The organism is Blastococcus sp. SYSU D01042 (assembly GCF_054050515.1).
The window spans coordinates 76,503-102,889 of sequence record NZ_JBJGZM010000006.1 but is presented as its reverse complement, the minus strand read 5'-3'; the positions used below and the strand labels follow the sequence as shown (position 1 = coordinate 102,889).

24 protein-coding genes and 2 tRNA genes are annotated in these 26,387 nt (G+C 73.5%); 17 read left to right on the top strand and 9 right to left on the bottom strand.

Features of this window, described 5'->3' with window-relative positions; all coding sequences use genetic code 11:
• Positions 1 to 31: 31 nt before the first annotated feature.
• From ACI79H_RS12685 to rpmH, 8 genes are all read right to left on the bottom strand, one after another.
• Positions 32 to 1,126 (bottom strand): ParB/RepB/Spo0J family partition protein, encoded by a 1,095-nt coding sequence (locus ACI79H_RS12685; RefSeq protein WP_456554754.1) that lies wholly within the window; start codon positions 1,124 to 1,126, stop codon positions 32 to 34.
• Complete coding sequence (locus tag ACI79H_RS12680) at positions 1,123 to 2,187, bottom strand: ParA family protein (RefSeq protein ID WP_456554753.1); 1,065 nt, start codon at positions 2,185 to 2,187, stop codon at positions 1,123 to 1,125. The genes ACI79H_RS12685 and ACI79H_RS12680 overlap by 4 nt, the downstream gene beginning before the upstream one ends.
• 109 nt (positions 2,188 to 2,296) lie before the next feature.
• Positions 2,297 to 2,971, bottom strand: coding sequence for a 16S rRNA (guanine(527)-N(7))-methyltransferase RsmG (gene rsmG, locus ACI79H_RS12675; protein WP_456554752.1), 675 nt, complete (start codon positions 2,969 to 2,971; stop codon positions 2,297 to 2,299).
• Positions 2,968 to 3,573 carry a Jag family protein gene (locus ACI79H_RS12670; protein ID WP_456554751.1) on the bottom strand — a complete coding sequence of 202 codons (606 nt, stop codon included), beginning with the start codon at positions 3,571 to 3,573 and terminating at the stop codon, positions 2,968 to 2,970. Before ACI79H_RS12670 ends, rsmG begins: the two co-directional genes overlap by 4 nt.
• A 79-nt stretch (positions 3,574 to 3,652) precedes the next feature.
• Positions 3,653 to 4,723: a membrane protein insertase YidC gene (gene yidC / locus ACI79H_RS12665; RefSeq protein WP_456554750.1), complete on the bottom strand. Its 1,071-nt coding sequence runs from the start codon at positions 4,721 to 4,723 to the stop codon at positions 3,653 to 3,655.
• Positions 4,716 to 5,069, bottom strand: coding sequence for a membrane protein insertion efficiency factor YidD (gene yidD / locus ACI79H_RS12660; RefSeq protein ID WP_456554749.1), 354 nt, complete (start codon positions 5,067 to 5,069; stop codon positions 4,716 to 4,718). The genes yidC and yidD overlap by 8 nt, the downstream gene beginning before the upstream one ends.
• Positions 5,066 to 5,461 carry a ribonuclease P protein component gene (gene rnpA, locus ACI79H_RS12655; RefSeq protein ID WP_456554748.1) on the bottom strand — a complete coding sequence of 132 codons (396 nt, stop codon included), beginning with the start codon at positions 5,459 to 5,461 and terminating at the stop codon, positions 5,066 to 5,068. The genes yidD and rnpA overlap by 4 nt, the downstream gene beginning before the upstream one ends.
• A gap of 1 nt (position 5,462) precedes the next feature.
• On the bottom strand, positions 5,463 to 5,600 hold the full coding sequence (gene rpmH / locus ACI79H_RS12650) for a 50S ribosomal protein L34 (RefSeq protein ID WP_040338882.1): 138 nt from the start codon (positions 5,598 to 5,600) through the stop codon (positions 5,463 to 5,465).
• Positions 5,601 to 6,266: 666 nt separating this feature from the next.
• Here rpmH and dnaA point away from each other — a divergent pair.
• From dnaA to ACI79H_RS12615, 7 genes are all read left to right on the top strand, one after another.
• Positions 6,267 to 8,018, top strand: a complete 1,752-nt coding sequence (gene dnaA, locus ACI79H_RS12645) for a chromosomal replication initiator protein DnaA (RefSeq protein WP_456554747.1) — start codon at positions 6,267 to 6,269, stop codon at positions 8,016 to 8,018.
• 873 nt (positions 8,019 to 8,891) lie between these two features.
• The gene (gene dnaN, locus ACI79H_RS12640; protein WP_456554746.1) at positions 8,892 to 10,055 is read left to right on the top strand and encodes a DNA polymerase III subunit beta; all 1,164 of its coding nucleotides are present in this window, start codon (positions 8,892 to 8,894) and stop codon (positions 10,053 to 10,055) included.
• Positions 10,056 to 10,108: 53 nt separating this feature from the next.
• Entirely contained in the window at positions 10,109 to 11,044 is a 936-nt protein-coding gene (gnd, locus tag ACI79H_RS12635) for a phosphogluconate dehydrogenase (NAD(+)-dependent, decarboxylating) (RefSeq protein WP_456554745.1), read from the top strand.
• Between the two features lie 9 nt (positions 11,045 to 11,053).
• Positions 11,054 to 12,214 (top strand): DNA replication/repair protein RecF, encoded by a 1,161-nt coding sequence (gene recF / locus ACI79H_RS12630; protein WP_456554744.1) that lies wholly within the window; start codon positions 11,054 to 11,056, stop codon positions 12,212 to 12,214.
• On the top strand, positions 12,211 to 12,711 hold the full coding sequence (locus tag ACI79H_RS12625) for a DUF721 domain-containing protein (RefSeq protein WP_456554743.1): 501 nt from the start codon (positions 12,211 to 12,213) through the stop codon (positions 12,709 to 12,711). The genes recF and ACI79H_RS12625 overlap by 4 nt, the downstream gene beginning before the upstream one ends.
• Positions 12,712 to 12,736: 25 nt before the next feature.
• Positions 12,737 to 13,687 (top strand): hypothetical protein, encoded by a 951-nt coding sequence (locus ACI79H_RS12620; protein WP_456554742.1) that lies wholly within the window; start codon positions 12,737 to 12,739, stop codon positions 13,685 to 13,687.
• A gap of 106 nt (positions 13,688 to 13,793) precedes the next feature.
• On the top strand, positions 13,794 to 15,497 hold the full coding sequence (locus ACI79H_RS12615) for an ABC transporter ATP-binding protein (protein ID WP_456554928.1): 1,704 nt from the start codon (positions 13,794 to 13,796) through the stop codon (positions 15,495 to 15,497).
• Between the two features lie 26 nt (positions 15,498 to 15,523).
• On the opposite strand, the gene ACI79H_RS12610 is transcribed toward ACI79H_RS12615, so the two are convergent.
• Positions 15,524 to 16,000, bottom strand: coding sequence for a DUF2867 domain-containing protein (locus tag ACI79H_RS12610; protein WP_456554741.1), 477 nt, complete (start codon positions 15,998 to 16,000; stop codon positions 15,524 to 15,526).
• A gap of 112 nt (positions 16,001 to 16,112) precedes the next feature.
• On the opposite strand from ACI79H_RS12610, the gene ACI79H_RS12605 reads away from it, so the two are divergent.
• The 10 genes from ACI79H_RS12605 to ACI79H_RS12560 all read left to right on the top strand — a co-directional run bounded on the left by ACI79H_RS12605 (position 16,113) and on the right by ACI79H_RS12560 (position 26,271).
• Complete coding sequence (locus tag ACI79H_RS12605; RefSeq protein ID WP_456554740.1) at positions 16,113 to 17,534, top strand: APC family permease; 1,422 nt, start codon at positions 16,113 to 16,115, stop codon at positions 17,532 to 17,534.
• Positions 17,535 to 17,823: 289 nt separating this feature from the next.
• Entirely contained in the window at positions 17,824 to 19,854 is a 2,031-nt protein-coding gene (gene gyrB, locus ACI79H_RS12600) for a DNA topoisomerase (ATP-hydrolyzing) subunit B (RefSeq protein WP_456554739.1), read from the top strand.
• A gap of 68 nt (positions 19,855 to 19,922) precedes the next feature.
• Positions 19,923 to 22,391, top strand: a complete 2,469-nt coding sequence (gene gyrA / locus ACI79H_RS12595) for a DNA gyrase subunit A (protein WP_456554738.1) — start codon at positions 19,923 to 19,925, stop codon at positions 22,389 to 22,391.
• Positions 22,392 to 22,495: 104 nt separating this feature from the next.
• Positions 22,496 to 23,287, top strand: coding sequence for a DUF3566 domain-containing protein (locus ACI79H_RS12590; protein WP_456554737.1), 792 nt, complete (start codon positions 22,496 to 22,498; stop codon positions 23,285 to 23,287).
• A gap of 58 nt (positions 23,288 to 23,345) precedes the next feature.
• Positions 23,346 to 23,419, top strand: a tRNA-Ile gene (locus ACI79H_RS12585).
• 5 nt (positions 23,420 to 23,424) lie between these two features.
• Positions 23,425 to 23,634 carry a DLW-39 family protein gene (locus tag ACI79H_RS12580; RefSeq protein ID WP_456554736.1) on the top strand — a complete coding sequence of 70 codons (210 nt, stop codon included), beginning with the start codon at positions 23,425 to 23,427 and terminating at the stop codon, positions 23,632 to 23,634.
• Between the two features lie 25 nt (positions 23,635 to 23,659).
• Positions 23,660 to 23,732: transfer RNA gene (locus tag ACI79H_RS12575), tRNA-Ala, on the top strand.
• A gap of 84 nt (positions 23,733 to 23,816) precedes the next feature.
• Positions 23,817 to 25,058, top strand: a complete 1,242-nt coding sequence (locus ACI79H_RS12570; RefSeq protein WP_456554735.1) for a S49 family peptidase — start codon at positions 23,817 to 23,819, stop codon at positions 25,056 to 25,058.
• A 133-nt stretch (positions 25,059 to 25,191) separates the two neighbouring features.
• Positions 25,192 to 25,686: a DUF1059 domain-containing protein gene (locus ACI79H_RS12565; RefSeq protein WP_456554734.1), complete on the top strand. Its 495-nt coding sequence runs from the start codon at positions 25,192 to 25,194 to the stop codon at positions 25,684 to 25,686.
• Positions 25,687 to 25,737: 51 nt separating this feature from the next.
• Positions 25,738 to 26,271: a peptidylprolyl isomerase gene (locus ACI79H_RS12560; protein ID WP_456554733.1), complete on the top strand. Its 534-nt coding sequence runs from the start codon at positions 25,738 to 25,740 to the stop codon at positions 26,269 to 26,271.
• Positions 26,272 to 26,387: the final 116 nt, after the last annotated feature.

The window sequence follows — 26,387 nt, the reverse complement described above, 5'->3', positions numbered from 1 at the left end:
GCAATGGGGCCCTTCTCGTGGCAGGCGCTGGTCAGGGCTCCGTGCGGCGCCCGGTGATCTCCGGGGCCATCACCCCGATGATCCGCTGGAGGTCGTCGACCGAGCCGAACTCGACGACGATCTTGCCCTTGGACCGGCCGATCTGGATCTTGACCTTGGTCTCGAAGCGGTCGGAGAGTCGCGAGCCGAGCTCCTCGACCCCGGGGGCGGAGATGTTCCGGGCCCGGCGCTTGGCGGTGGGCCGCTCGGCCGCCGCCATGGCGACCGCCTCCTCGGTGGCCCGCACCGACATGCCCTCGGCCACGATGCGGGTGGCCAGGGCGTCCTGGGCCTCGGCGTCGGCCAGGCCGAGCAGCGCCCGCGCGTGCCCCGCGGAGATGACCCCGGCGGCGACGCGGGTCTGCACCTTCACCGGCAGCTTCATCAGCCGGATGGTGTTGGTGACCTGCGAGCGGCTCCGCCCGATCTTGCTGGCGAGCTCCTCGTGGGTGGCGCCGAACTCCTCCAGCAGCTGCTGGTAGGCGGCGGCCTCCTCGAGCGGGTTGAGCTGGACGCGGTGGATGTTCTCCAGCAGGGCGTCGCGCAGCATCGCGTCGTCGGTGGTGTCGCGGACGATCGCCGGCACGACCTCCAGGCCCGCCGTGCGGGCGGCGCGCAGCCGGCGCTCACCCATGATGAGCTCGTAGGTGACCGGCCCGCCGTCGGTACCCGGGTTCTCCCGGACGACGATCGGCTGGAGCAGGCCGAACTCCTTGACGCTGTGGCTGAGCTCCTCCAGCGCCTCGTCGTCGAAGACCTGCCGCGGCTGCTTCGGGTTCGGGACGACGTCGTCGACCGCGACCTCGCGGAGCTGCGCGCCGGGGACGCCCAGGGCACCGCCCGCGTCGGCAGCCGGAGCGGGCACGGCGGCGGCCGGCGCGGCGGCGTCCTCGGTCCGGTCGGCCGGGGTCGGCTCGGCCGGCGGGGGGACCAGGGAGACCGGCGACGCCGGGCTCTCCTCGGGCGGAGCCGGTTCGGTCGCCGGGGCAGCCGGCTGCGGGGGAGCGGCCGCGACGGGAGCCGACGGGGGAGGGCCGGTCGGGATCAGGGCGGCCAGTCCGCGACCCAGTCCACCGCGCTTGCTCATCGCTGCTCCTCGCTCACGTCGGCGGTCACCGACGGTCGGTGCGTACCAGGTGCCGGGGACTCCGCGACGGCGAACGCCGTCGCCGAACTCGGCGTGCTCGCACGCTCGAGCGGCGGCAGGTCGACCCCGCGGTGCGCGAGCTCCCGGGCGGCCTCGACGTAGCTGGTCGAGCCGCGCGACCCGGGGTCGTAGGTGAGCACCGACTGCCCGTAGCCGGGGGCCTCGGACACCCGCACGTTGCGGGGGATCACCGCGTCCAGCACGACGTCGCCGAAGTGGTTGCGCACCTCGTCGGCGACCTGGTCGGCGAGCTTGGTCCGCCCGTCGTACATGGTCAGCAGGATGGTGCGGACGGCGATGCCCGGGTTCAGGTGCTGCCGCACCAGGTCGATGTTGTTGAGCAGCTGCCCGAGCCCCTCCAGCGCGTAGTACTCGCACTGGATGGGGATGAGCACCTCGTCACCGGCGACCAGCGCGTTCAGCGTGAGCAGCCCCAGCGACGGCGGGCAGTCGATGAGCACGTAGTGCGGGCGCTTCTCCGGCGGGAGCGCGGCGACGTACCCCTCGATCGCCCGGCGCAGCCGGTGCTCGCGGGCGACGACCGAGACGAGCTCGATCTCCGCGCCCGCCAGGTCGATCGTGGCCGGCACGCAGAGCAGGTGCGGGCTCGCCGTCGTCTTGTGGACGACCTCGGTCAGCGTGCTGTCCCCGACCAGGGCGTCGTAGATCGACGGCGTCCCGACGGTGTGCTCGACGCCGAGGGCGGTGCTCGCGTTGCCCTGCGGGTCCAGGTCGATGACCAGGGTGCGCAGCCCGTAGAGGGCCAGCGCGACACCGAGGTTCACCGTGGACGTCGTCTTGCCGACGCCGCCCTTCTGGTTGGCGATGGTGATCACGCGGATCCGCGCCGGCGCCGGGAAGGGATCCTGGTCGGCGGCGTGCAGGACGCGGGTGGCCCGGAGGGCCTCCATCGCGATCGGGCTGTCGAAGTCCGCCCCGCCCCCGGAGGACGACTGGTCGGCCGCGAGACTGCTGCGCAGCCGCTCGCCCGGGTCGGTCATCGAAGTCCCTCCTGCTGGCGTTTCACGTGGAACGGATCGGACACGCTCCCTCGTTCCACGTGGAACAGGAGCGTGGAACGGCACCCCGCGGTGGCGCGGAGGAGTGCCGTCACCGTGCTCCGCGTGTCATGACCACCACGGTAGTGGCAGCGGCGCCCAGTTCCGCACCGACCGCCCGCGGGTGGATGTCGCGCATGCCCGCCGCCTCGAGCTCGGGCACCAGCCCCGGGAGCTCGTCGAGCGCCCGGGCGCCGACCAGGGCGACCAGCTGGGTGCCCGGCCGCAGCAGCCCCCGGCACCAGCCGACCAACCGGGGGAGCGGCGCGACAGCCCGCGCCGTCACCACATCGACGGCACCGACGGCGCCGGCGACGGACCGCTCCTCGGCGCGGCCGCGCACGACCCGCCAGGGCGCGCGACGCCCGTCGGCCAGCTCCGTGACCGCTTCCTGCAGGAACTCCACGCGCCGGGCCATCGGTTCCACCAGGGTGAGCGCGACGTCGGGGCGGGCGAGCCCCAGCGGGATGCCCGGCAGGCCCGCACCGCTGCCGACGTCGACCACGCGGGCGCCGGGGGGCACGGCCTCGGCCACCGCGGCGCTGTTGAGCACGTGCCGCTCCCACAGGCGGGGCACCTCGCGCGGGCCGATGAGGCCGCGGGTCACCCCGTCGGAGGCGAGCTTGGCGACGAACGCCTCGGCGGCCGGCAGGGCGTCGCCGAAGACCTCCCCGGCCACCGCGGGCGGTGGCGGGGCGGCCGGCGTGCTGTCGACCGGTCCGGTCACTTGTCGGGGAGGACCACGACGCGGCGGTTGGGCTCCTCGCCCTCCGACTCGCTGTGCACGCCCGTCACGCCGGCGATGACGTCGTGGACGACCTTGCGCTCGAAGGGGTTCATCGGGCTGAGCCGCTCGGGCTGGCCGCTGCCGGCGACGCGGCGGGCGGTCTCACCGGCGAGCGCGGTGAGGTCGGCCCGGCGCTTGGCGCGGAAGCCACCGACGTCGAGCATCAGCCGGCTGCGCACGCCGGTGGACTGGGCGACGGCGAGCCGGGTGAGCTCCTGCAGCGCCTCGAGGGTCGCGCCGTCCTGGCCGATGAGGTCGTCGAGCCGCCCACCGACGATGGCCACCGACGCGCGGTCGCCCTCGACGTCGAGGTCGATGTCGCCGTCCACGTCGAGGATGTCGAGCAGGCGCTCGAGGTAGTCACCGGCGACGTCGCCCTCCTGCACCAGCAGGGCCTCCCCACGCGGCGCGCCGGCCCCCCGGGCCCCACCCGCCCCGCCGGTGTCCAGGTCGGCGGCCTCGACGAGCGCGTCGTCGCTGGCCGCGTCGGCGTCCGGGAGCGCCGGGGCGCTGTCGGTGGTGTGCTGCTGCGGGGCACTCACGGAGGTCCTCCAGTGTCGGTTCGGGCATCCGGGACTCGCCCGGTGGTCGTGGTCCGGACCGCGGTCCGGAGGTGCGCCGTCAGCGGCGCTTGCGCTTGCCCCGGTTGGCGGGGCCCTGCCCGGCCCGGCCGGCACCGCCGCGCGGGCCGTTGCCGGCGCCGTTCCCGGACGGTGCTGCGGGGCGGCCGTCGGCGCCGGCGGCCGTCGCGCCGGTGGCCGTGGCGCCGTCCGGCAGGTCCACGGTGCTCTCCGGGGCCACCGTGGCGGCCTTGCCCTGCTTGGGGCGGACCGGCTTGGCTCCGGGCTTGGGGGCGAGGGTCTTGGGGTCGACGACGGGCTTGCCGGCGTCGGCCTTCGCCTTGGCGGCGGCGGACCCGGGCGGCGGCATCTTGCGCAGGATGAAGAACTGCTGCCCGAAGGTCCAGGCGTTGTTGACGACCCAGTAGATGAGGACGCCGATGGGGAAGAAGAAGCCGGTGACGAAGAGGCTCAGCGGCATGCCGTAGAGCAGCAGCTTCTGCACCGTGGCGGCCTGGCCCTCGACCGGGCCGGAGCGCTTCATGACCTGCTTCTGCGTGAAGAAGGTGGTCAGGCACATCAGCGGGATGAGCACGAGCGCGACGGTGCGGATGCTGCCGTAGGTGACCCCGTCCAGGGCCAGGATCGCCTGCTCCTTGGCGCCGTCCATGTTGAACGACGAGGAGATCGGCGCCCCGAACAGGTCGGCGCGGGCCGCCTGGTCGGTCATCTCGTCGGTCCAGCTGTACAGGCCCTCCTTGTCGGGGGCCAGCCGGCGCAGGACGTGGAAGAGCGAGATGAAGATCGGGATCTGCGGCAGGATCGGCAGGCAGCCGGCCAGCGGGTTGACCCCGCGCTCCTTCTGCAGCGCCATGATCGCCTGGCTCATGCCCTGGCGGTCACTGCCGTACTGCTTGCGCAGCTTCGCGATCTCGGGCTGCAGCTCCTGCATCGCCCGCTGCGACTTCACCTGCTTGACGAACAGCGGGAACAGGATCAGCCGGACGGTGACGACGAGCAGCGCGATCGACAGCGCCCAGGTCAGCCCGCCCGCCGGGTCGAGGAAGGTGGAGAGGAGGTCGTGCCACCGGGCCATCACCCAGGCGATCGCGGTGTACAGCCAGTCAAGCAACGGAGGTCTCCTCGTTCGCCCGGCGCGAGGCCGGCGGGGTGGCACGTGCGGGATCGGGTGCCCCCGGAGCCGGCACCGCAGTGCTCGACGCGTGGGCGGTCTCGCGGGTTCCGGGAGCAGCGGGCACCAGGTCGACGCCGCCGGGGTGCCAGGGGGCGCACTTCAGGATCCGCCGCAGCGCCAGCCAGCTCCCGCGCGCCGCGCCGTGCCGCTCGATCGCCTCGGCGGCGTACGCGCTGCAGGTCGGGTGGAAGCGGCAGCGCGGCGGCAGCGCCGGGCTGATCGCCCGGGAGTAGAAGCCGATGACGGCGAGCAGCGCCCGCCGCACCGGTGACCGCCGGCTCACCGGCGCTCCCGGTCGTGGAGCAGCCGGTCCAGACCCCTGCTCAGGTCGCGGCGCAGCACGTCCGAGCCGGCGGTCGCCGCCTCGGGCCGGGCGCGCACCACGAGGTCCGCGGTGGCCGGGAGCCGGTCGAGCTCCGCCCGGACGACGGCCCGCAGCCGGCGGGTGACGCGGTGGCGGACGACGGAGTTCCCCACGGCCTTGCCGACCACGAAACCGGCCCGTGCACCGGACGGCACCGCCGGATGCGCGCCGCGCACCGGCTCACCGCCCGCGTGCGCGGGCCGTTCGGGGAGGAAGTGGAGCACCATGGTCGGCCGCCCGGCTCGTCGGCCGGAGCGGACGACGGTGGTGAACTCCGGGCGCCGGCGCAGGCGTGCCTGCGCGGGCAGCACGTCAGGCGGAGAGCTTCTCGCGACCCTTGCGCCGACGGCCGGCGAGGATCGCGCGGCCCGCGCGGGTGCGCATCCGGAGCCGGAAGCCGTGGGTCTTGGACCGGCGACGGTTGTTCGGCTGGAAGGTGCGCTTGCTCACGATGTACTCCCACAATCACGTTCGGCGGTGCGCGCCACCGGTGGGCGGACGCGCGGGGGGTGCCGGCACGGACGGCGCGTGCCGTCCTCGCCCCGGACCCCGGAAGCTGGTCTTCCGCGGCGGAACGCTCGCACCAGCGCCGCGCACGCGGGCATGGCGGCGGGAGCCGTCACGGACTCCCGACAGCATAGCCGAGATGTGCCGACCGGTGATGCCCGGCCGACGGTCGCCGGGTTACGGCGGACCACCGATGATCTCCCGGCGCCGGCCGTACCCCGGTACGGCGCGCCGCCGCGACGCGCCCGGAGCGGCGTCGCCGTCGTTGCCGGGCTGTGGACGAGGCTGTTAGCGTCGCCGTCGCCCCGCACCGGACGACAGGGTCACGGCGCGTGGGCCGACCCCTCGGTCACCCGAACCCCGAAGCGCCCGTGAACCCCGACGACGGGGCGCTGACCAGCGGAGACGCTGGGCAGACTCCTGACGGTCGCCGGCTCCGGTGGCATGGTCACCGGTCGTGCACAGCCTGTGGACACCCGTGTGGAACACGAGCGTCCACACGTGCCCGCCCGGGAACGCACCACAGGACCCGGCAGGCACACCGCCGGCGGGGCACGGCGATCGAGGGAACCGGCCGCTCGGGGTCGACGGCATGGGGAGGACGACGGCATGGCGGACGCCACGCTGGACCTGGCGACGGTCTGGGACCAGATCCGGGAGCGGCTGGCCACCAGCCTCTCCCCGCAGCAGAACGCCATGCTGAACCTGACCCGCCCCCTGGGCCTGGTCGAGGACACCGCGGTGCTCGCGGCCCCCAACGAGTTCACCCAGACCGTGCTCGAGTCGCGGATGCGCCGGGTGCTGGCCGAGGCGCTGTCCGAGCAGTTCGGCCGCGACATCCGGGTGGCGATCCAGCTCGAGGACGCCCCGGCGCAGGCCGAGGAGCCGGACGAGCCCGAGCCCGTCCGCCGTCCGTGGTCGTCGGCCGAGCTCGAGGCCCGTCGGGCCGCCGAGGACCAGGCGACCCGCGACCGCGCCGACGACGGCCGCAGCGCGTTCGGCGTGCGGGCCGACGTCGTCGGCACCGCGCCGTGGGACCGCGACGCCGGCGAGGAGCCTGCCGGGCGGGTGCCCGAGGTGCGCGAGCTGCGCCCGCTCGACGGCAACCGGCCGCCGGTCGACCGCGGCGCCCCCGAGGACTGGAGCACCACTCCCTGGGGCCCGGCCGACAACGGCCCCGGTGCCCGCGACTGGGGCGGGGCCGAGGACGGACCCTCGGCCGACGTCCTGCCCTTCGACGTCGCCGCACCCGATGCCGACCAGCGGAGCGCGCGCGGCGGGGCCGCCCGCGGCCGCCGCCCGGAGACCAGCCGGCCCGCCGGGCTGGACCCCGGCCTGAACGCGAAGTACGTCTTCGACAGCTTCGTCATCGGCAACAGCAACCGGTTCGCCCACGCCGCAGCCGTCGCCGTCGCCGAGGCGCCTGCCCGCGCCTACAACCCGCTGTTCATCTACGGGGAGTCCGGGCTGGGCAAGACCCACCTGCTGCACGCCATCGGCCACTACGCCGCCCGGATGTTCCCCAACGTGCGGGTGCGCTACGTGAGCACCGAGGAGTTCACCAACGAGTTCATCAACCTGGTGCACTCCGGCCGGGCCGAGGACTTCCGCCGTCGCTACCGGGACATCGACTTCCTGCTGATCGACGACATCCAGTTCCTCGAGCGGGCCGAGCGCACGCAGGAGGAGTTCTTCCACACCTTCAACACGCTGCACAACGCCAGCAAGCAGATCGTCATCACCTCCGACCGCGCGCCGAAGAAGCTGACGACCCTGGAGGACCGGCTGCGCACCCGGTTCGAGTGGGGCCTCATCACCGACGTCCAGGCGCCCGACCTCGAGACCCGCATCGCCATCCTGCGCAAGAAGGCGTGGGGCGAGCGGCTCCAGGTGCCCGACCAGGTGCTGGAGTTCATCGCCAGCAAGGTGCAGACCAACATCCGCGAGCTCGAGGGCGCCCTCATCCGGGTCACCGCGTTCGCGTCGCTCAACAAGCAGCAGGTGGACCTGCCGCTGGCCGAGCTGGTGCTCAAGGACCTGATCAGCGACGAGCAGGGCCCGCAGATCACCGCCGCGATCATCATGGCCGCGACCGCCGAGTACTTCTCCGTGACGATGGAGGAGCTGCAGGGCTCCAACCGCAGCCGCACGCTGGTCAACGCCCGGCAGATCGCGATGTACCTCTGCCGCGAGCTCACCGAGCTCTCGCTGCCCCGCATCGGTGCCTCGTTCGGCGGCAAGGACCACACCACGGTCATGCACGCCGTCAAGAAGATCACCAACCTGATGAGCGAGCGGCGGGCCACCTACACCCAGGTCACCGAGCTGACCGCGCGCATCAAGAGCCGCGCCCGGCAGTGATGTCTGCGGTCCTCCGGACCGCCCCGCGGCCACGTGCCGTTCCCAGGCGACCCTCACGGGAGTGCAGCGAGGTGCGCGGTCGACGGCGAGGGGGACTGTCGCACCGCGAGGTCGAGGTCGTCCGGCGCGCCGGGTTGCGCCGTCGTCAGGTGACCACCGGGAGCGGGTCGACATGTCGCTGTCCACAGCTGTGCGGAACCCGGTGGACAGCGGAATCCCTGGTCGGGAGCGTCAGAGCGCGGTCATCCACCGTCCATCCCGTCGACACGTCGAGAAGTTGTCCCCAGACATGTGCACAGGTTGGGGAGATCCGTGCCGGAGCCGGTCCGCGACGACCAGCCGCCCGCGCCGCCGCGGCGCACGATCAGGCGGGCACAGGCCGCTGACCTGCTGTTCCATCACACGACCCGATTCAGGCGCTCGGTAGTGGCGGGAGCCTGCCGGCCGTCGTGCACACGGCATGGGGACGGGCAGGGGACGGGCAGGGGAGTGGTCGTGGACGGAGGGCGGTCGCTGTGCACGGCGGTCGAGTTGTCCACGTGTCGACAACAGCGGGACGGTGACCACCCACATCGCGCCAACAGCCCCATCCGGCCGCTGACCTGCTGAAAGGGGCCCGATCCCCAGCTTCCACACGTGTGATGACGAGGATGAGGGACTTCTACCCAGAATTTCTCGAACCACATTCAGGGTGGGGACGCTCCGCTGGGCAGGCCCTCGCGGAGCTCTTCCAGCAGCAGCAGAGCAGCAGGTCGAGCACCCGTGAGGGGACAGGGTTTCCCCCGGAGGCACCCCAGCAGGCACGATGAGCACCGCACCGGCGCAGGGGCCCGCCCCCGGCGCGCGGGGCACCGTGACCGCGAAACAGATCGGGTGGGTCGACAGATGAAGTTCCGGGTGGCACGAGAGGTGCTCGCCGACACCGTCGCGTGGACGGCGCGCAGCCTGCCGCCGCGACCGTCGGTGCCCGTGCTCGCCGGCATCCTGCTCGAGGTCGACGGCAGCCAGTTGTCCGTGTCCGGCTTCGACTACGAGGTGTCCGCGCGCGCCGAGGCCGACGTGCAGGCGACCGAGAGCGGCCGCGTCCTCGTCCCGGGCCGGCTGCTCGCCGAGATCACCCGGGCCCTCCCGCCGCACCCGGTGGACATCACCGCCGACGGCCCGCGTCTGGCCATCACCTGCGGCAACGCCCGTTTCAGCCTGCCGACGCTGCCGGTCGAGGACTACCCCTCGCTGCCGTCGATGCCGTCGTCGGCCGGTGTGGTGGACAGCGACGTCTTCGCCGAGGCGGTCAGCCAGGTGGCCGTGGCCGCCGGCCGCGACGACACCCTGCCGATGCTCACCGGCGTCCGGCTGGAGATCGAGGGCGACCAGATCACCCTCGCCGCGACCGACCGCTACCGGCTGGCGGTGCGGGAGTTCGCCTGGCGCCCCGACAGCTCCGGGCAGTCCGCCGCCGTCCTGGTGCCGGCCCGCACGCTGGCCGACGCCGCCAAGACCCTGACCAGCGGGCCGGAGATCACCGTGTCCCTGTCCTCGGGCAGCTCCGGCGAGGGCATCCTCGGTCTCTCGGGCAAGGACCGGCAGACCACCACCCGGCTGCTCGACGCCGAGTTCGTCAAGTACCGCGCGATCATGCCCAGCGAGTCCGCCGCCAGCGCCACGCTGCCGGTCGGCCTGTTCACCGACGCCGCCAAGCGCGTCGCACTGGTCGCCGAGCGCGGGACGCCGCTGCGCTGCGAGTTCACCCCCGGGCAGGTCACGCTGCGCGCCGGCGGGACCGACGACGAAGGCCAGGCCGAGGAGCGTTGCGACGTCGAGTTCGACGGCGAGCCGCTGACCATCGGCTTCAACCCGACGTTCCTGCTCGACGGGCTGGCCGCGGTGCACACCGAGCGGGCGCGGATGGACTTCACCAGCCCGCTCAAGCCCGCCGTGCTGTCCGGCGTCCACGAGCCGGCCGAGGGCGACGACGCCCCCGCGCCCCGACCGGGCAGCTACCGGTACCTGATCATGCCGGTCCGCCTGCCCGGATAGCGCCCGTCGGGCACGATGGGGAACCACCACACAGCTAGGGAAGAGGGGCCGTCGTGCAGCTGGGGCTGATCGGGCTGGGCAAGATGGGCGGCAACATGGCGGAGCGCATCCGCCGCGCCGGCCACGAGGTCGTCGGGTACGACCGGTCACCGGGCAAGCGCGACGTCGACAGCCTCCCGGCCCTGGTCGAGGCGCTGTCCGCACCCCGCGTGGTGTGGGTGATGGTGCCCTCGGGCGAGCCGACCCGCGGAACGGTCAAGGAGCTCGCCGAGCTGCTCGAGCCGGGCGACGTCATCGTCGACGGCGGCAACTCCAAGTACACCGACGACCAGGTGCACGACGTGCTGTGCCGCGAGAAGGGCATCGGCTACGTCGACGCCGGCGTCTCCGGCGGGGTGTGGGGGCTGGAGAACGGCTACGCGCTGATGGTCGGCGGCACCCCCGAGGACGTCGCCAAGGTCCAGCCGGTCTTCGACGCGCTCAAGCCGCCGGCGCCCACGGACGAGTCCGGCCAACCGCTGCCCGGCGACGCCGGCTTCGTGCACGCCGGGCCGGTGGGTGCCGGGCACTTCAGCAAGATGGTCCACAACGGCATCGAGTACGCCCTGATGCAGGCCTACGGCGAGGGCTACGAGCTGCTCGAGGCGGTCGACCTCATCGAGGACGTCCCCGGCGTCATCAAGTCCTGGACGCAGGGCACGGTCATCCGCTCCTGGCTGCTCGACCTGCTGGTGCGGGCGCTGGAGGAGGACCCGTCGCTGGAGCGGGTGCGCGGCTACGCCGAGGACTCCGGCGAGGGCCGCTGGACCGTCGAGCAGGCGATCGAGAACGCCGTCCCCATGCCGACGATCGCCGCCTCGCTGTTCGCCCGCTTCTCCTCGCGCCAGGACGACTCGCCGACCATGAAGGCGGTCGCCGCGCTGCGCAACCAGTTCGGTGGCCACGCCGTCCGCGCGGTGCAGCAGTCCGAGGCCGAGCGCCCCGCCTGAGCTGAGGACATGTACGTCCGGCACCTCCAGGTCGGCTCCTTCCGGAGCTGGGAACGCGTGGACCTGCCGCTGGCCCCCGGCCCGACCGTGCTGGTCGGGCGCAACGGCGAGGGCAAGACCAACCTCGTGGAGGCCGTCGGCTACCTGGCCACGATGAGCAGCCACCGCGTCTCCAGCGACACCCCGCTGGTCCGGCACGGCGACGGCCAGGCGGTCGTGCGCGCGGCGCTGCGCCGCGGCGATCGCGAGCTGCTGGTCGAGATCGAGATCAACCCGGGCCGGGCCAACCGGGTGCGGGTGAACCGGGCGCCGCTGCAGCGGCCCCGGGACCTGCTGGGGATGGTGCGCACCGTGCTGTTCGCGCCGGAGGACCTCGCTCTGGTGCGCGGCGACCCGACCGAGCGGCGGCGGTTCCTCGACGAGCTGCTGGTCAGCCGCACCCCCCGGCTGGCCGGCGTCCGCGCCGACTACGACCGCGTGCTCAAGCAGCGCAACGCGCTGCTGAAGACGGCGCGGATGGCCCGCGGTCGCGCGATCGAGACCCTCGACGTCTGGGACGGGCACCTGACCGACCTCGGCGGCCAGCTCCTGGCCGCCCGCCTCGGCCTGGCCGCCGACCTCGCGCCGCAGCTGGCCGAGGCCTACGCGCGGGTGGCCGGCGGCGGCGCGCTCGCCGCAGGGCTGGGCTACTCCTCGACCGTCCCGCTGGCCGGCGACGGCGCCGCGCTGCTCCCGGGTGCGGTCCTGCCGACGGCCGACGAGCTGACCGCGGCCATGCGTGAGCGGGTCGCCGAGCGCCGGGGCGACGAGCTCGACCGCGGCATGACGCTGGTCGGGCCGCACCGCGACGACCTGGTCATCCACCTGGGCCCTGCGCCGGCCAAGGGGTTCGCCAGCCACGGCGAGTCCTGGTCGCTGGCGCTCGGCCTGAAGCTCGCCACCTTCGCGCTGCTGCGCGCCGACGGCGAGGACCCGATCCTGGTCCTCGACGACGTCTTCGCGACCCTGGACGCCGAGCGCCGTGCGGCCCTCGCCGAGGTGGCACGCTCGGCCGAGCAGACCCTGATCACCGCCGCGGTGCTGGAGGACGTGCCCGCCGAGCTGCGCGGCGGACGGGTCGAGGTCGGCGCCGGCACCGTGCGCGTGCTGGATCCCGGGGAGGTGGCGTGAGCGACGAGCGACCCGCCCGGCCGAGCGACATCGCCCGGGCCGCGCTGGAGGCAGCGCGCGCCGCGTCCGCCGCCCGGCCGCGGCCGACCCGGCGGCGGATCGCCGGGCCGAAGCGCAGCTGGAGCGGCCCGGGACCCGGTGCCGACGACCCGCAGCCGCTGGGCCGGCTGGTCGACTCGCTGGTCAGCCAGCAGGACTGGTCCGAGCGCACGCGGACCGGCGCCGTCTTCGGCCGGTGGGAGGCCCTGGTCGGCCCCGACATCGCCGCGCACTGCGAGCCCCGGACGCTCACCGAGGGCGAGCTGCTCATCGTGGCGGAGTCCACCGCCTGGGCCACCCAGCTGACGTTGATGGCCTCGACCATCCTCGGCAAGCTGCGCGCCGGCGTCGGCGGGGACGTCGTGACCCGGTTGCGCGTTATAGGGCCGACGGCCCCCAGCTGGAAGAAGGGCCCGCGCTCGGTGCGCGGTCGGGGGCCGCGGGACACCTACGGATAGACCGCACCACGATGGAAGGGCAGCGATGAGCACGCCTCAGGGCCGCGACGGCGACGACGACGGCACCGGCCGCGGCTGGCAGGAGCCGGCCCACCTCGGTGAGGACCAGCCGGCGCCGGACGAGCCGAACATCGCCGACCGCCGCAGCCGGCCGCGCGACAGCGACCACACCAGCGACCCGGAGACCTGGCGCCCGGCGGGCTGGGACCTGCCGGCCGCCGAGCCCGACCGGCCCGCCCCCGACCGGCCCGGGCCGGACCCGGCGCGGGGCGGCTCCGGTGTCGACCCGTCGTGGGCGCCGCCCCAGCCGGCGCCGGCGCAGGCACCGCCGGTTCCCGAACGCCGGGGCCTGTTCGGCGGGCGCCGCCGGCAGGACCCGGAGATGGAGCGCGCGTTCACCTACCGGGGCGACGTGGTGGGCGCCCAGGGCTGGGCGCTGCAGCGCGGGTGGACGATCTCCGACGGCACCGCCCCCGAGGACGCCGCCCTGCAGGAGCTGGTGAGCTCCGCGCCGGTCCGGATGTCCAAGGACCACCGGCCCGGCAGCGTGCTGCGGGGCCGCGCGGGCACCCTGGACCTGGTGGCGCTCGACGCCGTCTACGCCTCGGGCCGCTACCTGGTGCCCGAGTACGCGATCACCGCGGCCCCTCTGCTCGGCACGCCGCCGGCGCTGCGGCTGTCGCCGGCCCGGCTGTGGAAGCACGGCATCGGCGGGATGGTGCAGATCCCGTCGGAGGACCCCGACTTCGACCGCCGCTGGCAGCTGCTGGCCGCCGAGGACGGCCCGCAGGTCCGCCGGCTGGCGGCCGACGCCGAGGTGCGGCGGCTGCTGCTCGGCAGCGACGACGGCGACGAGTTCTGGACCACCGGCGGCTGGCTGGCGGCGATCCGTCCGGACGGCCACCGGCCGGAGCTCATCGAGCACCACACCCGGCTGCTCACCGCGCTCGTCGGCGCGCTCGCCGCCGGGTACTGACCGGGCCCCTCCGCTGAGCGCGTCCGGCCGGCCCGACCCGGCTCCCACGACCCCGGCTCCCACGACGACCCCGGTCCCCGCTCCGCCCGCGGCCGGCCCGCGCGACCTGCTGCCGCTGCTGAAGCCGCACCGCCGCGCGCTGGCCGCGGCGGCCGGGCTGTCGCTGGTCGCAGCGGGCGGCGCGCTCGCGCAGCCCGCGCTGGTCGCCCGGGTCATCGACGTCGTCGGGTCGGGCGAACCGCTGCTGCCGGCGGTCTCGGTGCTCGTGGTCGTGCTGCTGGCGGCCGCCGCGCTGGGCGCGTTCCAGCAGTACCTGCTCCAGCGCACCGCCGAGGGCGTCGTCCTGACCACCCGGGAGCTGCTGGCCGACCGGCTGCTGCGGCTGCCGGTGGCCGAGTACGACCGGCGGCGGACCGGCGACCTCATGTCCCGGGTGGGCGCGGACACCACGCTGCTGCGCGCGACGGTCACCTCCGGCGTCGTCGACGTCGCGGGTTCGGCGGTCCTGGGCGTCGGCGCGGTGGTGGCGATGGCGCTCGTGGACGTCTGGCTGCTGCTGGTCACCCTGGTCGCGGTCGGCGTCGGCATCACCGTGGCGGTGCTCGCCTCGCGCGGCGTGCGCCGGCTGTCCCGCGAGGCGCAGGAGCAGGTCGGGGCGATGACCGCGGCCGTCGAGCGGGCGCTCTCGGCCGTGCGCACCATCCGCGCCAGCGGCGCGACCGGCCGCGAGGTGGCGGCGGTGGGCGGCAGCGCCCGGCGGGCGTTCGAGGCCGGGGTGCGGGTGGCCCGGCTGGAGTCGATGGTCGCCCCGGCCGGGTCGATCGCCGTCCAGGGCGCGTTCCTGGCGGTGCTCGGCGTCGGTGGCTACCGCGTCGCCAACGGCTCGATCAGCGTCGCCTCGCTGGTCGCGTTCATCCTCTACCTGTTCCTGCTGGTCATGCCCCTGGGGCACGCGATCGCGGCGTGGACCCAGCTGCAGACCGGCCTGGGCGCCCTGGCGCGGATCCAGGAGATCCTGGCGCTTTCGCCCGAGGAGGACGAGCGCCCGGAGCGGGCCGGCACGGGCGCCGCCCGCGCCGGCGCACCGCTGCTGGCGCTCGAGGACGTCTCCTTCGGCTACCCCGACGGGACGCCGGTCCTGCACGGCGTCTCCTTCGAGGTGGCCGCCGGCAGCCGGGTGGCGCTGGTGGGGCCCTCGGGGGCGGGCAAGTCCACGATCCTGGCCCTGATCGAGGGCTTCTACCCGCTCGGCGGCGGCACGCTGCGCTGGGCCGGCACCGACGTCCGCGAGCTGCCGCGCGCCGCGCTGCGCGCCCGCCTGGGCTACGTCGAGCAGGAGGCCCCGGTGCTGGCCGGGACGGTGCGCGAGAACCTCCTGCTCACCCGGCCGGACGTGACCGATCCGGAGCTGTGGGCGGTGCTGGCCGACGTCGGGCTGACCGACGTCGTCCGCCGCTCACCGCGCGGCCTGGACGTCCTCGTGGGCGACGAGGGCGTGCTGCTCTCCGGTGGCGAGCGGCAGCGGCTGGCCATCGCGCGGTCCCTGCTGGCCCGCCCCGACCTGCTGCTCCTCGACGAGCCGACCGCCAGCCTCGACGCCCGCAACGAGGGCCTGCTCCGCGAGACCCTGGCAGCCGCCGCGTCGGACCGGGCGCTGCTCGTCGTCGCCCACCGGCTGTCCACGGTGCTCGACAGCGACCAGATCGTGGTGCTCGACCAGGGCCGGGTGGTCGCCCGCGGGACCCACGCCGAGCTGGTCGACAGCAGCCCGCTCTACCGGGAGCTCGCCACCGCCCAGCTGCTGGTGTGATCCCGCTGCGGTGAGCGAGGACGGCGTCAACCGCGCTCGGCGGCCCGGACGATGCCGTCGGCCATCGCGCGGAAGACGAGGCCGTGGCCGCAGGCCGTCGACGCCCACCAGTAGGCGGTCCCGATCCGCCCGCGCGGGGTGAACGTGACCCGCTGGCGCAGCACAGCCCCGCCGTCGCCGTCGTGTTCCACGTGGAACTCGAGCCGGGCCGTGCCGGGCATCCGCATCTCGGCGCGCAGCCGCAGCGACCGGTCGGGCTCGACCGCCTCCACCCGCCAGAAGTCCACCGGGTCGCCGGCGCGGAGCCGGTCGGGGTCCCGGCGGCCGCGGCGCATGCCCTCCCCACCCACCGCGCGGTCGAGCAGGCCGCGCGCCTGCCAGGCCGGCGTCGCGGAGTGCCAGCCGCGCTCGCCGCCGATCCCCTCCACCACCCGCCACACGGCCGCCGGCGCGGCGGTGGTGGTGCGGGTCCGTTCGTCCACGTGCTGGTCGGTGGTCGGCACCCCCCGAGTGTCCGGCCGACCCCCGTCCGCCGCCGGTTCGACAGCGCACCGCCCCGGCCGCATGATCACCGGAAGCCGGCCGCGCGGTCCGGCGACGCCGGGGAGGCACGGGATGTCCGACGCGACCGAGACCGAGGAACGCCCCGGGGGCCAGCCGGCGCTCAAGCGGGTCATGGGCCCGGGCCTGCTGCTGCTGTTCATCGTCGGCGACGTCCTGGGCACCGGGATCTACGCGCTCACCGGGCAGGTCGCCGCGGAGGTGGGCGGCGTGGTCTGGCTGCCGTTCCTGGTCGCCTTCCTCGTCGCCCTGGTCACCGCCTTCAGCTACCTGGAGCTGGTGACGAAGTACCCGCAGGCCGCGGGCGCCGCGCTGTACACGCACAAGGCCTTCGGCGTGCACTTCCTGACGTTCGTCGTCGCGTTCGCGGTGATGAGCTCGGGCATCACCTCGGCGTCGACCGCGGCGCGCGCCTTCAGCGCCAACTTCGCCAGCACCTTCGAGCTCGACCTGGGCGACGGCGTGGGCATCACGCTGATCGGGCTGGGCTTCATGTCGCTCGTGGCGCTGGTCAACCACCGCGGCGTCGGCGAGAGCGTCAAGGCCAACGTCGTCCTCACCTGCGTCGAGCTCACCGGCCTGCTCATCGTCATCGGCGTCGGCGTCTGGGCCCTCGGCGGCGGCGACGGCGACTTCTCCCGCGTGACGGAGTTCGACACCGGCGAGCGCTCGGTGATCGGCGGGGTCATCGCCGCGACCGGCCTGGCCTTCTTCGCGATGGTGGGCTTCGAGGACTCGGTGAACATGGCCGAGGAGTGCAAGGAGCCGCGGCGGATCTTCCCGCGGGTGCTGCTCGCCGGGCTGGTGGCCACCGGCGTCATCTACGTCCTGGTGTCCATCTCGGCGATCGCGCTCGTGCCGGCGGACCGGCTCAGCGAGGGCGACACCCCGCTGCTGCAGGTGGTCGAGGCCGGTGCCCCGGGCTTCCCGCTCGGCCTGTTCGGCGTCATCACCATGTTCGCCGTCGCCAACTCCGCGCTGATCAACATGCTGATGGCCAGCCGGCTGGTCTACGGCCTGAGCCGCGAGCGCGTGCTGCCGCCGCTGCTCGGCCGGGTGCACCCGCGCCGCCGCACGCCGACGACGGCGATCCTGTTCACCACCGCGCTGGCCTTCGGCCTCATCACCTTCGTCGGCGCGGTGCCCGCGCTGGGCGGCACGACCGCACTGCTCCTGCTCGTGGTGTTCACCGTGGTCAACGTGGCCGTGCTGGTCCTCCGGCGGGACCCGGTGGACGCCGACCACTTCCGGACGCCGACCGTGCTGCCGGTCGTCGGTGCGCTGGCCTGCGGGTTCCTGGCCACGCCGTGGGCGGGGCGGCCGGCGGAGCAGTACCGGATCGCCGGGATCCTGCTGGCGATCGGCGTCGTCCTGTGGCTGGTCACGGTGCTGGTGAACCGCCGGACGGGCGGGACGACGCCCTCGTTGGACCCGCGGAACCTCACCGGCGAGCGCCCTTCCGGGCCCCGGAACTGAGCGCGGCGGCGGGCGTCCCGGCAGCGGCCGCCCGTGAGCCGCCCGAGGACGCCGTGTCGATAGCAGGGGCAGCACCGGTGGTGGTGCGGGCGTCGCGAGGGCGGCAGACACGACGTCAGGGCGTGGACGACGGCATTCCTGTCGGTGGACCCGGTATCCTCGGAGGGAGAAACCGCCAGCAACCGGCTCAGCGTCGTCCTGCGCCCCTGAGGGGCCAGTGCCGTTCTGCGCGTCCTCCCCGCCAGCACCGGGGGAGCCGCGTGCCGGTCGCGCGAACGAAAGGCCCCCCGTGGTCGCAGCACCGCAGACCGAGAACGCCTACTCCGGCAGCTCCATCACCGTCCTCGAAGGCCTCGAGGCGGTCCGGAAGCGCCCCGGTATGTACATCGGTTCCACCGGCGAGCGCGGCCTGCACCACATGGTGTGGGAGGTCGTGGACAACGCCGTCGACGAGGCGCTGGCCGGCTACTGCGACACCGTCCGCGTCACCCTGCTGGCCGACGGCGGCGTCCGCGTCGAGGACAACGGCCGTGGCATCCCGGTCGACATGCACCCGGTGGAGAAGCGGCCCACCGTCGAGGTGATCATGACCGTCCTGCACGCGGGCGGGAAGTTCGACGGCAAGAGCTACGGCGTCTCCGGCGGTCTGCACGGCGTCGGCGTCACCGTCGTCAACGCGTTGTCCACCCGGCTCGACGTCCGGGTCTGGACGCACGGCAAGGAGTGGCACCAGGAGTACACCGAGGCCAAGCCCGGTCCCCTGGTCGAGGTCGGCCCGACCGACAAGCGCGGCAGCCAGATCACCTTCTGGGCCGACGGCGGCATCTTCGAGACGACGACCTACTCCTTCGACACGATCAACCGCCGGCTGCAGGAGATGGCCTTCCTCAACGCCGGGCTGACGATCGTGCTGCGCGACGAGCGCCCCGGGCACACCAAGGTCGAGACCGGCGTGGGCGAGGAGTCGCTGGCCGAGGCCGCGGCGCCGGTCGAGGCCGAGGAGGCCGCGTTCGAGCCCACCGAGGTCACCTACCGGTACGACGGCGGCCTGGTCGACTACGTCGGCCACATCAACAAGCGGCGGACGCCGATCCACAAGTCGGTCATCGGGTTCTCCGCCGAGGGCACCGGCAAGAACGACATGGCCATGTCGGTCGACATCGCGATGCAGTGGTCCGACGCCTACTCCGAGTCGGTGCACACCTTCGCCAACGTGATCAACACCCACGAGGGCGGCACCCACGAGGAGGGCTTCCGCGCGGCGCTGACCTCGATCGTCAACCGGTACGCCGTCGAGAAGAAGCTGCTCAAGGAGAAGGACGAGAAGCTCACCGGCGACGACATCCGCGAGGGCCTGGCCGCGATCGTCTCGGTCAAGCTCGGTGACCCGCAGTTCGAGGGCCAGACCAAGACCAAGCTGGGCAACACCGAGGTCAAGGGCTTCGTGCAGAAGATCTGCAACGAGCAGATCGGGCACTGGTTCGAGTCCAACCCGACCGAGGCCAAGACCATCATCACCAAGGCGGCCTCGGCCGCCCGCGCCCGGCGCGCGGCGCAGGACGCCCGCAAGCTGGCCCGGAAGAGCCTGCTCTCGGTCAGCGGCCTGCCCGGCAAGCTGGCCGACTGCCGCTCCACCGACCCGCGCAACTCCGAGGTCTACATCGTCGAGGGCGACTCGGCCGGTGGTTCGGCCAAGTCCGGCCGCGACTCGATGTACCAGGCGATCCTGCCCATCCGCGGCAAGATCATCAACGTCGAGAAGGCGCGCATCGACCGGGTCCTCAAGAACACCGAGGTCCAGTCGATGATCACCGCCTTCGGCACGGGCATCCACGACGAGTTCGACATCACCAAGCTCCGCTACCACAAGATCGTCCTGATGGCGGACGCCGACGTCGACGGCCAGCACATCAGCACGCTGCTGCTCACGCTGCTGTTCCGCTTCATGCGGCCGCTGGTCGAGGGGCAGTACGTGTACCTGGCCAAGCCCCCGCTGTACAAGATCAAGTGGGGTGGCAAGGTCGGCGACGAGTACGCCTACAGCGACCGCGAGCGCGACGCCGTCGTCAAGGCCGGCGTCGAGAGCGGCCGCAAGATCAAGGACGAGATGATCCAGCGGTTCAAGGGTCTCGGCGAGATGAACGCCAGCGAGCTGTGGGAGACCACGATGAACCCGGAGACCCGCATCCTGCGGCAGGTCACCCTCGAGGACGCCGCCGCGGCCGACGAGATCTTCAGCATCCTCATGGGCGAGGACGTCGAGGCCCGCCGCAGCTTCATCACCCGCAACGCCAAGGACGTCCGCTTCCTCGACGTCTGAGGGCCGCCCCCGCCCGCGGCCATCCGCGGACATCCCCACCGCTGTACCGAGCACCGAGGAACTGAACCGTGACGGAAACCCCGAGCCGCGACCGCGTCGAAGCGGTCGATCTCCAGCAGGAGATGCAGCGCAGCTACATCGACTACGCGATGAGCGTCATCGTGGGCCGCGCCCTGCCGGAGGTCCGCGACGGCCTCAAGCCGGTGCACCGCCGCGTGCTGTTCGCCATGTACGACCAGGGCTTCCGCCCCGACCGCGGGTACGTGAAGTGCGCCCGCCCGGTCGCGGAGGTGATGGGCAACTACCACCCCCACGGCGACTCGGCGATCTACGACGCCCTCGTGCGCCTCGCCCAGCCGTGGTCGATGCGCTACCCGCTGATCGACGGCCAGGGCAACTTCGGGTCGCCGGGCAACGACCCGGCCGCGGCCATGCGGTACACCGAGTGCCGGCTCACGCCGCTGGCCATGGAGATGCTCGCCGGGATCGACGAGGAGACCGTCGACTTCCAGGGCAACTACGACGGCCGCACGCAGGAGCCCGTGGTCCTGCCCGCGCGCATCCCGAACCTGCTGATCAACGGCTCCGCCGGGATCGCCGTCGGCATGGCCACCAACATGCCGCCGCACAACCTGCGCGAGGTGGCCGAGGCCGTCTTCTGGATGCTCGACCACCCGACGGCGGAGGCCGAGGAGGCCCTGACCGCCTGCATGGAGCGGATCAAGGGCCCGGACTTCCCGACCCACGGCCTCATCGTCGGCCGCGAGGGCATCGAGGACGCCTACCGCACCGGCCGCGGCTCGGTGCGCATGCGCGCCGTCGTCACCGTCGAGGAGGACTCGCGCGGCCGCGTGCAGCTCGTCGTCACCGAGCTGCCCTACCAGGTCAACCCGGACAACCTGGCCGAGAACATCGCCGAGCTGGTCAAGGAGGGTCGCCTCCAGGGCATCAGCGAGATCGCCGACGAGTCCAGCGACCGCGTCGGCCGCCGGCTGGTCATCACGCTGCGCCGCGACGCCGTGGCCAAGGTGGTGCTGAACAACCTCTACAAGCACACGCAGCTGCAGACGTCGTTCGGCTGCAACATGCTCTCCATCGTCGACGGCGTGCCGCGCACGCTGCGGCTGGACGAGCTGGTGCGCAACTGGGTCAACCACCAGATCGAGGTCATCCAGCGGCGCACCCGGTACCGGCTGCGCAAGGCCGAGGAGCGCGCGCACATCCTGCGCGGCTACGCCAAGGCCCTCGACCAGCTCGACGAGGTCATCGCCCTCATCCGCCGCAGCCCCTCGGCCGACGAGGCGCGCTCGGGCCTGATGGAGCTGCTCGACGTCGACGAGGTCCAGGCCGTCGCGATCCTGGACCTGCAGCTGCGCCGGCTGGCCGCCCTCGAGCGCCAGCGGATCATGGACGAGCTGGCCGAGATCGAGGCCCGCATCGCCGACCTGCAGGCGATCCTCGACTCCCCGGAGCGCCAGCGGCAGATCGTCCGCGACGAGCTCGCCGAGATCGTGGCGAAGTACGGCGACGACCGCCGCACGCAGTTCGTCGCGAACGAGGGCGACGTGTCGATGGAGGACCTCATCGCGGAGGAGGAGGTCGTCGTCACCATCACCCGCACCGGGTACGCCAAGCGGACCAAGAGCGACCTCTACCGCTCGCAGCGCCGCGGCGGCAAGGGCGTGATGGGGGCCCAGCTCAAGCAGGACGACATCGTCGACCACTTCTTCGTGGGCTCCACCCACGACTGGATCCTGTTCTTCACGAACAAGGGCCGGGTCTACCGGTCCAAGGCCTACGAGCTGCCGGAGGCCAACCGCACCGCCCGCGGGCAGCACGTGGCGAACATCCTGGCCTTCCAGCCGGACGAGAAGATCGCCCAGGTCATGCAGATCAAGGACTACACGGTCGCGCCGTACCTGGTCCTGTCGACGGCCCGCGGCCAGGTGAAGAAGACCCGGCTGACCGACTTCGACTCCCCCCGCCAGGGCGGCGTCATCGCCATCAACCTGCGCGAGGGCGACGAGCTGGTCGGCGCCTCGCTCATCGACGACGACTCCGACCTGCTGCTGGTCACCCGCAAGGCGATGTCGATCCGGTTCACGGCCGACGACGCCGCGCTGCGCCCCATGGGCCGGGCGACCGAGGGCGTGCGGGGCATCTCACTGTCCGCGGACGACCGGCTGCTGTCCATGATCGTGGTGCAGGAGGGCGTCGACGTCCTCGTGGCCACCGAGCGCGGCTACGCCAAGCGCACCGGCATCGAGAACTACCCGAACCAGGGCCGCGGCGGGAAGGGCGTGCTCACCGCCGACCCGAAGGCGCGCAAGGGTGCGCTGGTCGGCGCCCTGGCCGTGACCCTGGGCGACGAGCTCTACGCCATCACCTCCGGCGGCGGCGTCATCCGGACGCCGGTCAACGGCGTGCGGCACAACAAGGACCGGGCGACCATGGGCGTCAAGCTCATGAACTTGCCGGAGGACGTGTCGATCGTGGCGATCGCCCGTACGACGGACAACGACGAGCCGTCGGCCTAGGCTGGCGGGAACTGACGAGCTGATCGGTCCCCGGGCGTGCACGGGCCCGTCCCGGGGACCATCGCGGAGGAGCGGTCCGTGCCGCTGGCGAACGGGAGACTGGCATGAGCGACCGGCCGCAGGGTTCGGTCCGCACCGGGGCCGCTCCGGCTGCAGGTGAGGCTCCCGCCGACGGCGCCACCGGCGCAACCCCTGACGGCGCGAGCGCCGTCGGGGGGCAGGGCGCCACCGCCACCCCGCAGGGTCAGGCGGTGCCGTCCACGGGCACGCAGGCCATCCCGACCACGGGCACGCAGGCGATCCCGACCACGGGCACGCAGGCGATCCCCACCACCGGCACCGCCGCCGCCCAAGCGCCCGCCCAGGCACCTGCTCAGGCGCCGGCGACCGGCACCCAGGCGATCCCGACGACCGGCACGCAGCGGACCGTCGCGCCCCCCGTCCCGCCGGCGACCGGTTCGACGCCGGCCGCCGCACCGTCGGGCGGGCCCACCGTCGCCGCCAAGGGCCGCGGGCGCACCGCGGGCCGGGGCCCGCGCCGGGCCCGGCTCCAGCTGCGGCACATCGACACCTGGTCGGCGCTGAAGATCTCGCTGGTCCTGTCGATCGCGCTGTTCTTCATCTGGATGGTCGCCGTCGGCGTGCTCTACGGGGTGCTCAACGGCCTCGGCGTCTTCGACACCCTCAACGAGCTCTTCGGCCAGCTCGGCTCGGAGAACGGTGCCGAGGAGGCGAGCGAGGTGCTCACCCCCGGCGTCGTCTTCGGCGGCGCGGCGATCATCGGCGCGATCAACATCGTGCTGCTCACCGCGCTGTGCACCGTGGGGACGTTCATCTACAACATGTGCTCCGACCTCGTCGGTGGCCTGGAGCTCACCCTGTCCGAGCGGGATTGACGACAGGACCCCAGTCGTCAGGCCGTCCGTGGGGACAGGTACGCTGGTCGAGGTTCACGGGCCTGTAGCTCAGGCGGTTAGAGCGCATCCCTGATAAGGATGAGGCCGGAGGTTCAAGTCCTCCCAGGCCCACCCGTGTGCCGGCGCCTCCGGGCGCCGTCGGCATCGAGTCGGTGCACCGAGCGCCCGAGGGGGACGACAGCGTGCTGAAGAAGCTGGCGCTGGTCGCCGCGGCCGTCGGTGCGGTGGCCGCCGTGCGGAAGCGCTCGAACGGCAAGGTCGAGGCCGATCTCTGGCGCGAGGCCACCAGCGGCCCCCAGGCCGTCAGCACCCCCACCGCACGCTGATCCACCCCGGGGCCCCGGCCCCGTCGGGGACGTAGCTCAATTGGCAGAGCACCGCCTTTGCAAGGCGGGGGTTAGGGGTTCGATTCCCCTCGTCTCCACTCCTCGCCACCGGTGCGGCGCCGTTCCACCGGTGATCCGGGCAGTACCGTCGCGCCTCGTACCGCGACCCCGGAGGACCCGACGTGAGCACCGAGCAGCAGCCCCCCGCCGGACCGCCGCAGTCGGCCGCCGGACCGCAGCCCCCGGGCGTCCGGCCGTCCCGGCCTGCCGGCCCACCGCCGTACCCGACGGCGCCGCCGCCCGGCTGGCAGCCGTTCCCCGTCCCGCCCGTGCGGCAGCCCGGGTTCTTCAAGCGCGGTTTCGGCCTGGGCCTCGGGGCCAGCCTGGGCGCTGGGATCGGTCTGTCCGTGGTCGGCATCGGTTCGATCGTCGTCCTGGTGGCCCTCCTCGCCGGCCTGGTGTCCGGTGGCGGCGGGACGGGCGACAGCGAGCCGGTGACCGAGACCGTGTGGGGCGAGACGACCGCCGGCGCGCGGCTGCTCTCCGTGCCGATCACCGGCGTGATCCTGGGCGACGAGAGCGACGGTGCGACCTTCGGCGGCGCCACCTACGGCTACGAGGTGGCCGACGTCATCGACGGCCTGGACGCCGAGGACGCCGACGGCCTCGTCCTCGAGCTGAACACCCCCGGCGGGACGATCTACGGCTCCCGCGCCATCGCCGACGCCGTCCAGCGCTACCAGGAGCGGACCGGCCACCAGGTGCTCGCCCACGTGCAGGGCCTCTCCGCCTCGGGCGGCGTCTACGCCATGGCCGGTGCGGACCAGATCGTCGCCGACCACGGCAGCATGGTCGGCAGCATCGGCGTCATCATGGGCCCGTTCCAGCGGTTCCGTGACGTCACCGGGATCCCGGGCTCGCTGCTGGAGCCGGGCGTCGAGACCGAGGGCGGCATCACGGAGGAGTACCTCTCGCGCGGTCGCGGCAAGGACCTGGGCAACCCCTACCGCGACATGACCGACGAGGAGCGCGCCGTCCTGGGCGCCGGGCTGGACAGCGAGTACGCGGAGTTCGTGGCGTGGGTGTCCGAGGCGCGCGGCATCCCGGCGGAGACCGTCGTCGACCAGCTGGGCGCCTACCTCTTCGACGGCCGGACGGCGGTCCAGCTCGGCCTCGTCGACGACGTCATGGGCCGCGAGGAGGCCTACCGCTACGCCGCCACGCTGAACGATCTCGACCCGGACGACACCCGGGTGGACCGCGTCTCCGGTCCCGGCCTGCTCGAGGCGCTGCTCGCCGCGCGGTCGCCGGCCGAGGGCGGCGCCGCGTCGGCCCTGGAGCCCGGGCGCAGCACGGTGTGCACCGGTGCGCCGCTGGTCCTGGCGCACCACGGTGGGCTGCAGGCCGCCTGTTCCGGGAGCTGATCACCGGCACCGCGCGCCCGGTTCCACGTGGAACGGCGGGTCCTCGGTCCCTGGACGCCGGAGCCCGCCGGGGCCACGGTCGGCAGCGACCGGCCCGCGCGCCGGTGGGTCGGCCCGGCACCGAGGAGGAGCTGTGGCACGGAAGACGATCGACTGCCGGTCGATACCGAGCGAGATCGACTGCACGGTGACGATCAGCGGTGAGGAGCACGAGGTGCTCGAGCTGGCGGCGGCCCACGCCGTCGCCGTGCACGGGCACACCGACGGGGACGAGCTGCGCAGCGGGTTGCGCGAGGCGATGCGGGACGAGAACCCCCTCGGGGTGGACGACGGCGCGTTCCTGCAGCTCATCGAGTTCCACGCCGCCGACCTCGGCGGCTTCCGCCAGCTCACCGAGCTGTGGCGCGAGCGCATGGGGGCGGAGACGACCGCGCAGTGGGGCATCGTCGCCGCCGACCGGGACCGCCCGAACACCTACGTCGAGGTGGTCGCCTTCCCGGACCACGCCTCCGCGATGCGCAACTCCGAGCACCCCGTCACGACCGACTTCGCCAAGCAGATGCAGGAGGTCACCGAGGGCGAGGCGGGGTTCCGCAACCTCGACGTCGCCATGGTGCTGCGGATGTGAGCACCCCGCCCCGGCGGGCCGCACCGGGCCGCGCGGTGGGAGAGTGGAGGGGTGACTGAATCGACTTCCGCCCGCCGCGCGGTCCTGCACACCAACCACGGCGACATCACCGTGGACCTGTTCCCCGACCACGCTCCGAAGACGGTCGCGAACTTCGCCGACCTGGCCGAGGGCGCCCGCGAGTGGACGCACCCCGAGACCCGCCAGAAGACCACCGACAAGCTCTACGACGGCACGATCTTCCACCGGGTCATCTCCGGCTTCATGATCCAGGGTGGCGACCCGCTCGGGCAGGGCTTCGGCGGCCCCGGCTACCAGTTCGGCGACGAGTTCCACCCGGAGCTCGCCTTCGACCGCCCCTACCTGCTGGCGATGGCCAACGCGGGCCCGGGCACCAACGGGTCCCAGTTCTTCATCACCGTCGGCCCGACGCCGCACCTGAACCGCAAGCACACGATCTTCGGCGAGGTGGCCGACCAGGCCAGCCGTGACGTCGTGGACGCGATCGCCGCCGTCCCCACCGCCCGCGGTGACAAGCCGGTGGACGACGTCGTCATCCAGTCCGTCGAGGTGCAGCGCAGCTGAGCACCACCCCGGACGACGGGGGCGCCGGCTCGGTCGACCAGCCGGCGCCCCCGCCCGCCACGTGCTACCGGCACCCGGACCGGCCCACCGGCATCTCCTGCACGCGGTGCGGGCGG

Bases quoted from the DNA above. Each gene is read 5' to 3' on its own strand.
- ACI79H_RS12685 (WP_456554754.1), bottom strand. From the start codon at position 1,126: ATGAGCAAGCGCGGTGGACTGGGTCGCGGACTGGCCGCCCTGATCCCG.
- ACI79H_RS12680 (WP_456554753.1), bottom strand. From the start codon at position 2,187: ATGACCGACCCGGGCGAGCGGCTGCGCAGCAGTCTCGCGGCCGACCAG.
- dnaA (WP_456554747.1), top strand. From the start codon at position 6,267: ATGGCGGACGCCACGCTGGACCTGGCGACGGTCTGGGACCAGATCCGG.
- recF (WP_456554744.1), top strand. From the start codon at position 11,054: ATGTACGTCCGGCACCTCCAGGTCGGCTCCTTCCGGAGCTGGGAACGC.
- ACI79H_RS12620 (WP_456554742.1), top strand. From the start codon at position 12,737: ATGAGCACGCCTCAGGGCCGCGACGGCGACGACGACGGCACCGGCCGC.
- ACI79H_RS12605 (WP_456554740.1), top strand. From the start codon at position 16,113: ATGTCCGACGCGACCGAGACCGAGGAACGCCCCGGGGGCCAGCCGGCG.
- ACI79H_RS12590 (WP_456554737.1), top strand. From the start codon at position 22,496: ATGAGCGACCGGCCGCAGGGTTCGGTCCGCACCGGGGCCGCTCCGGCT.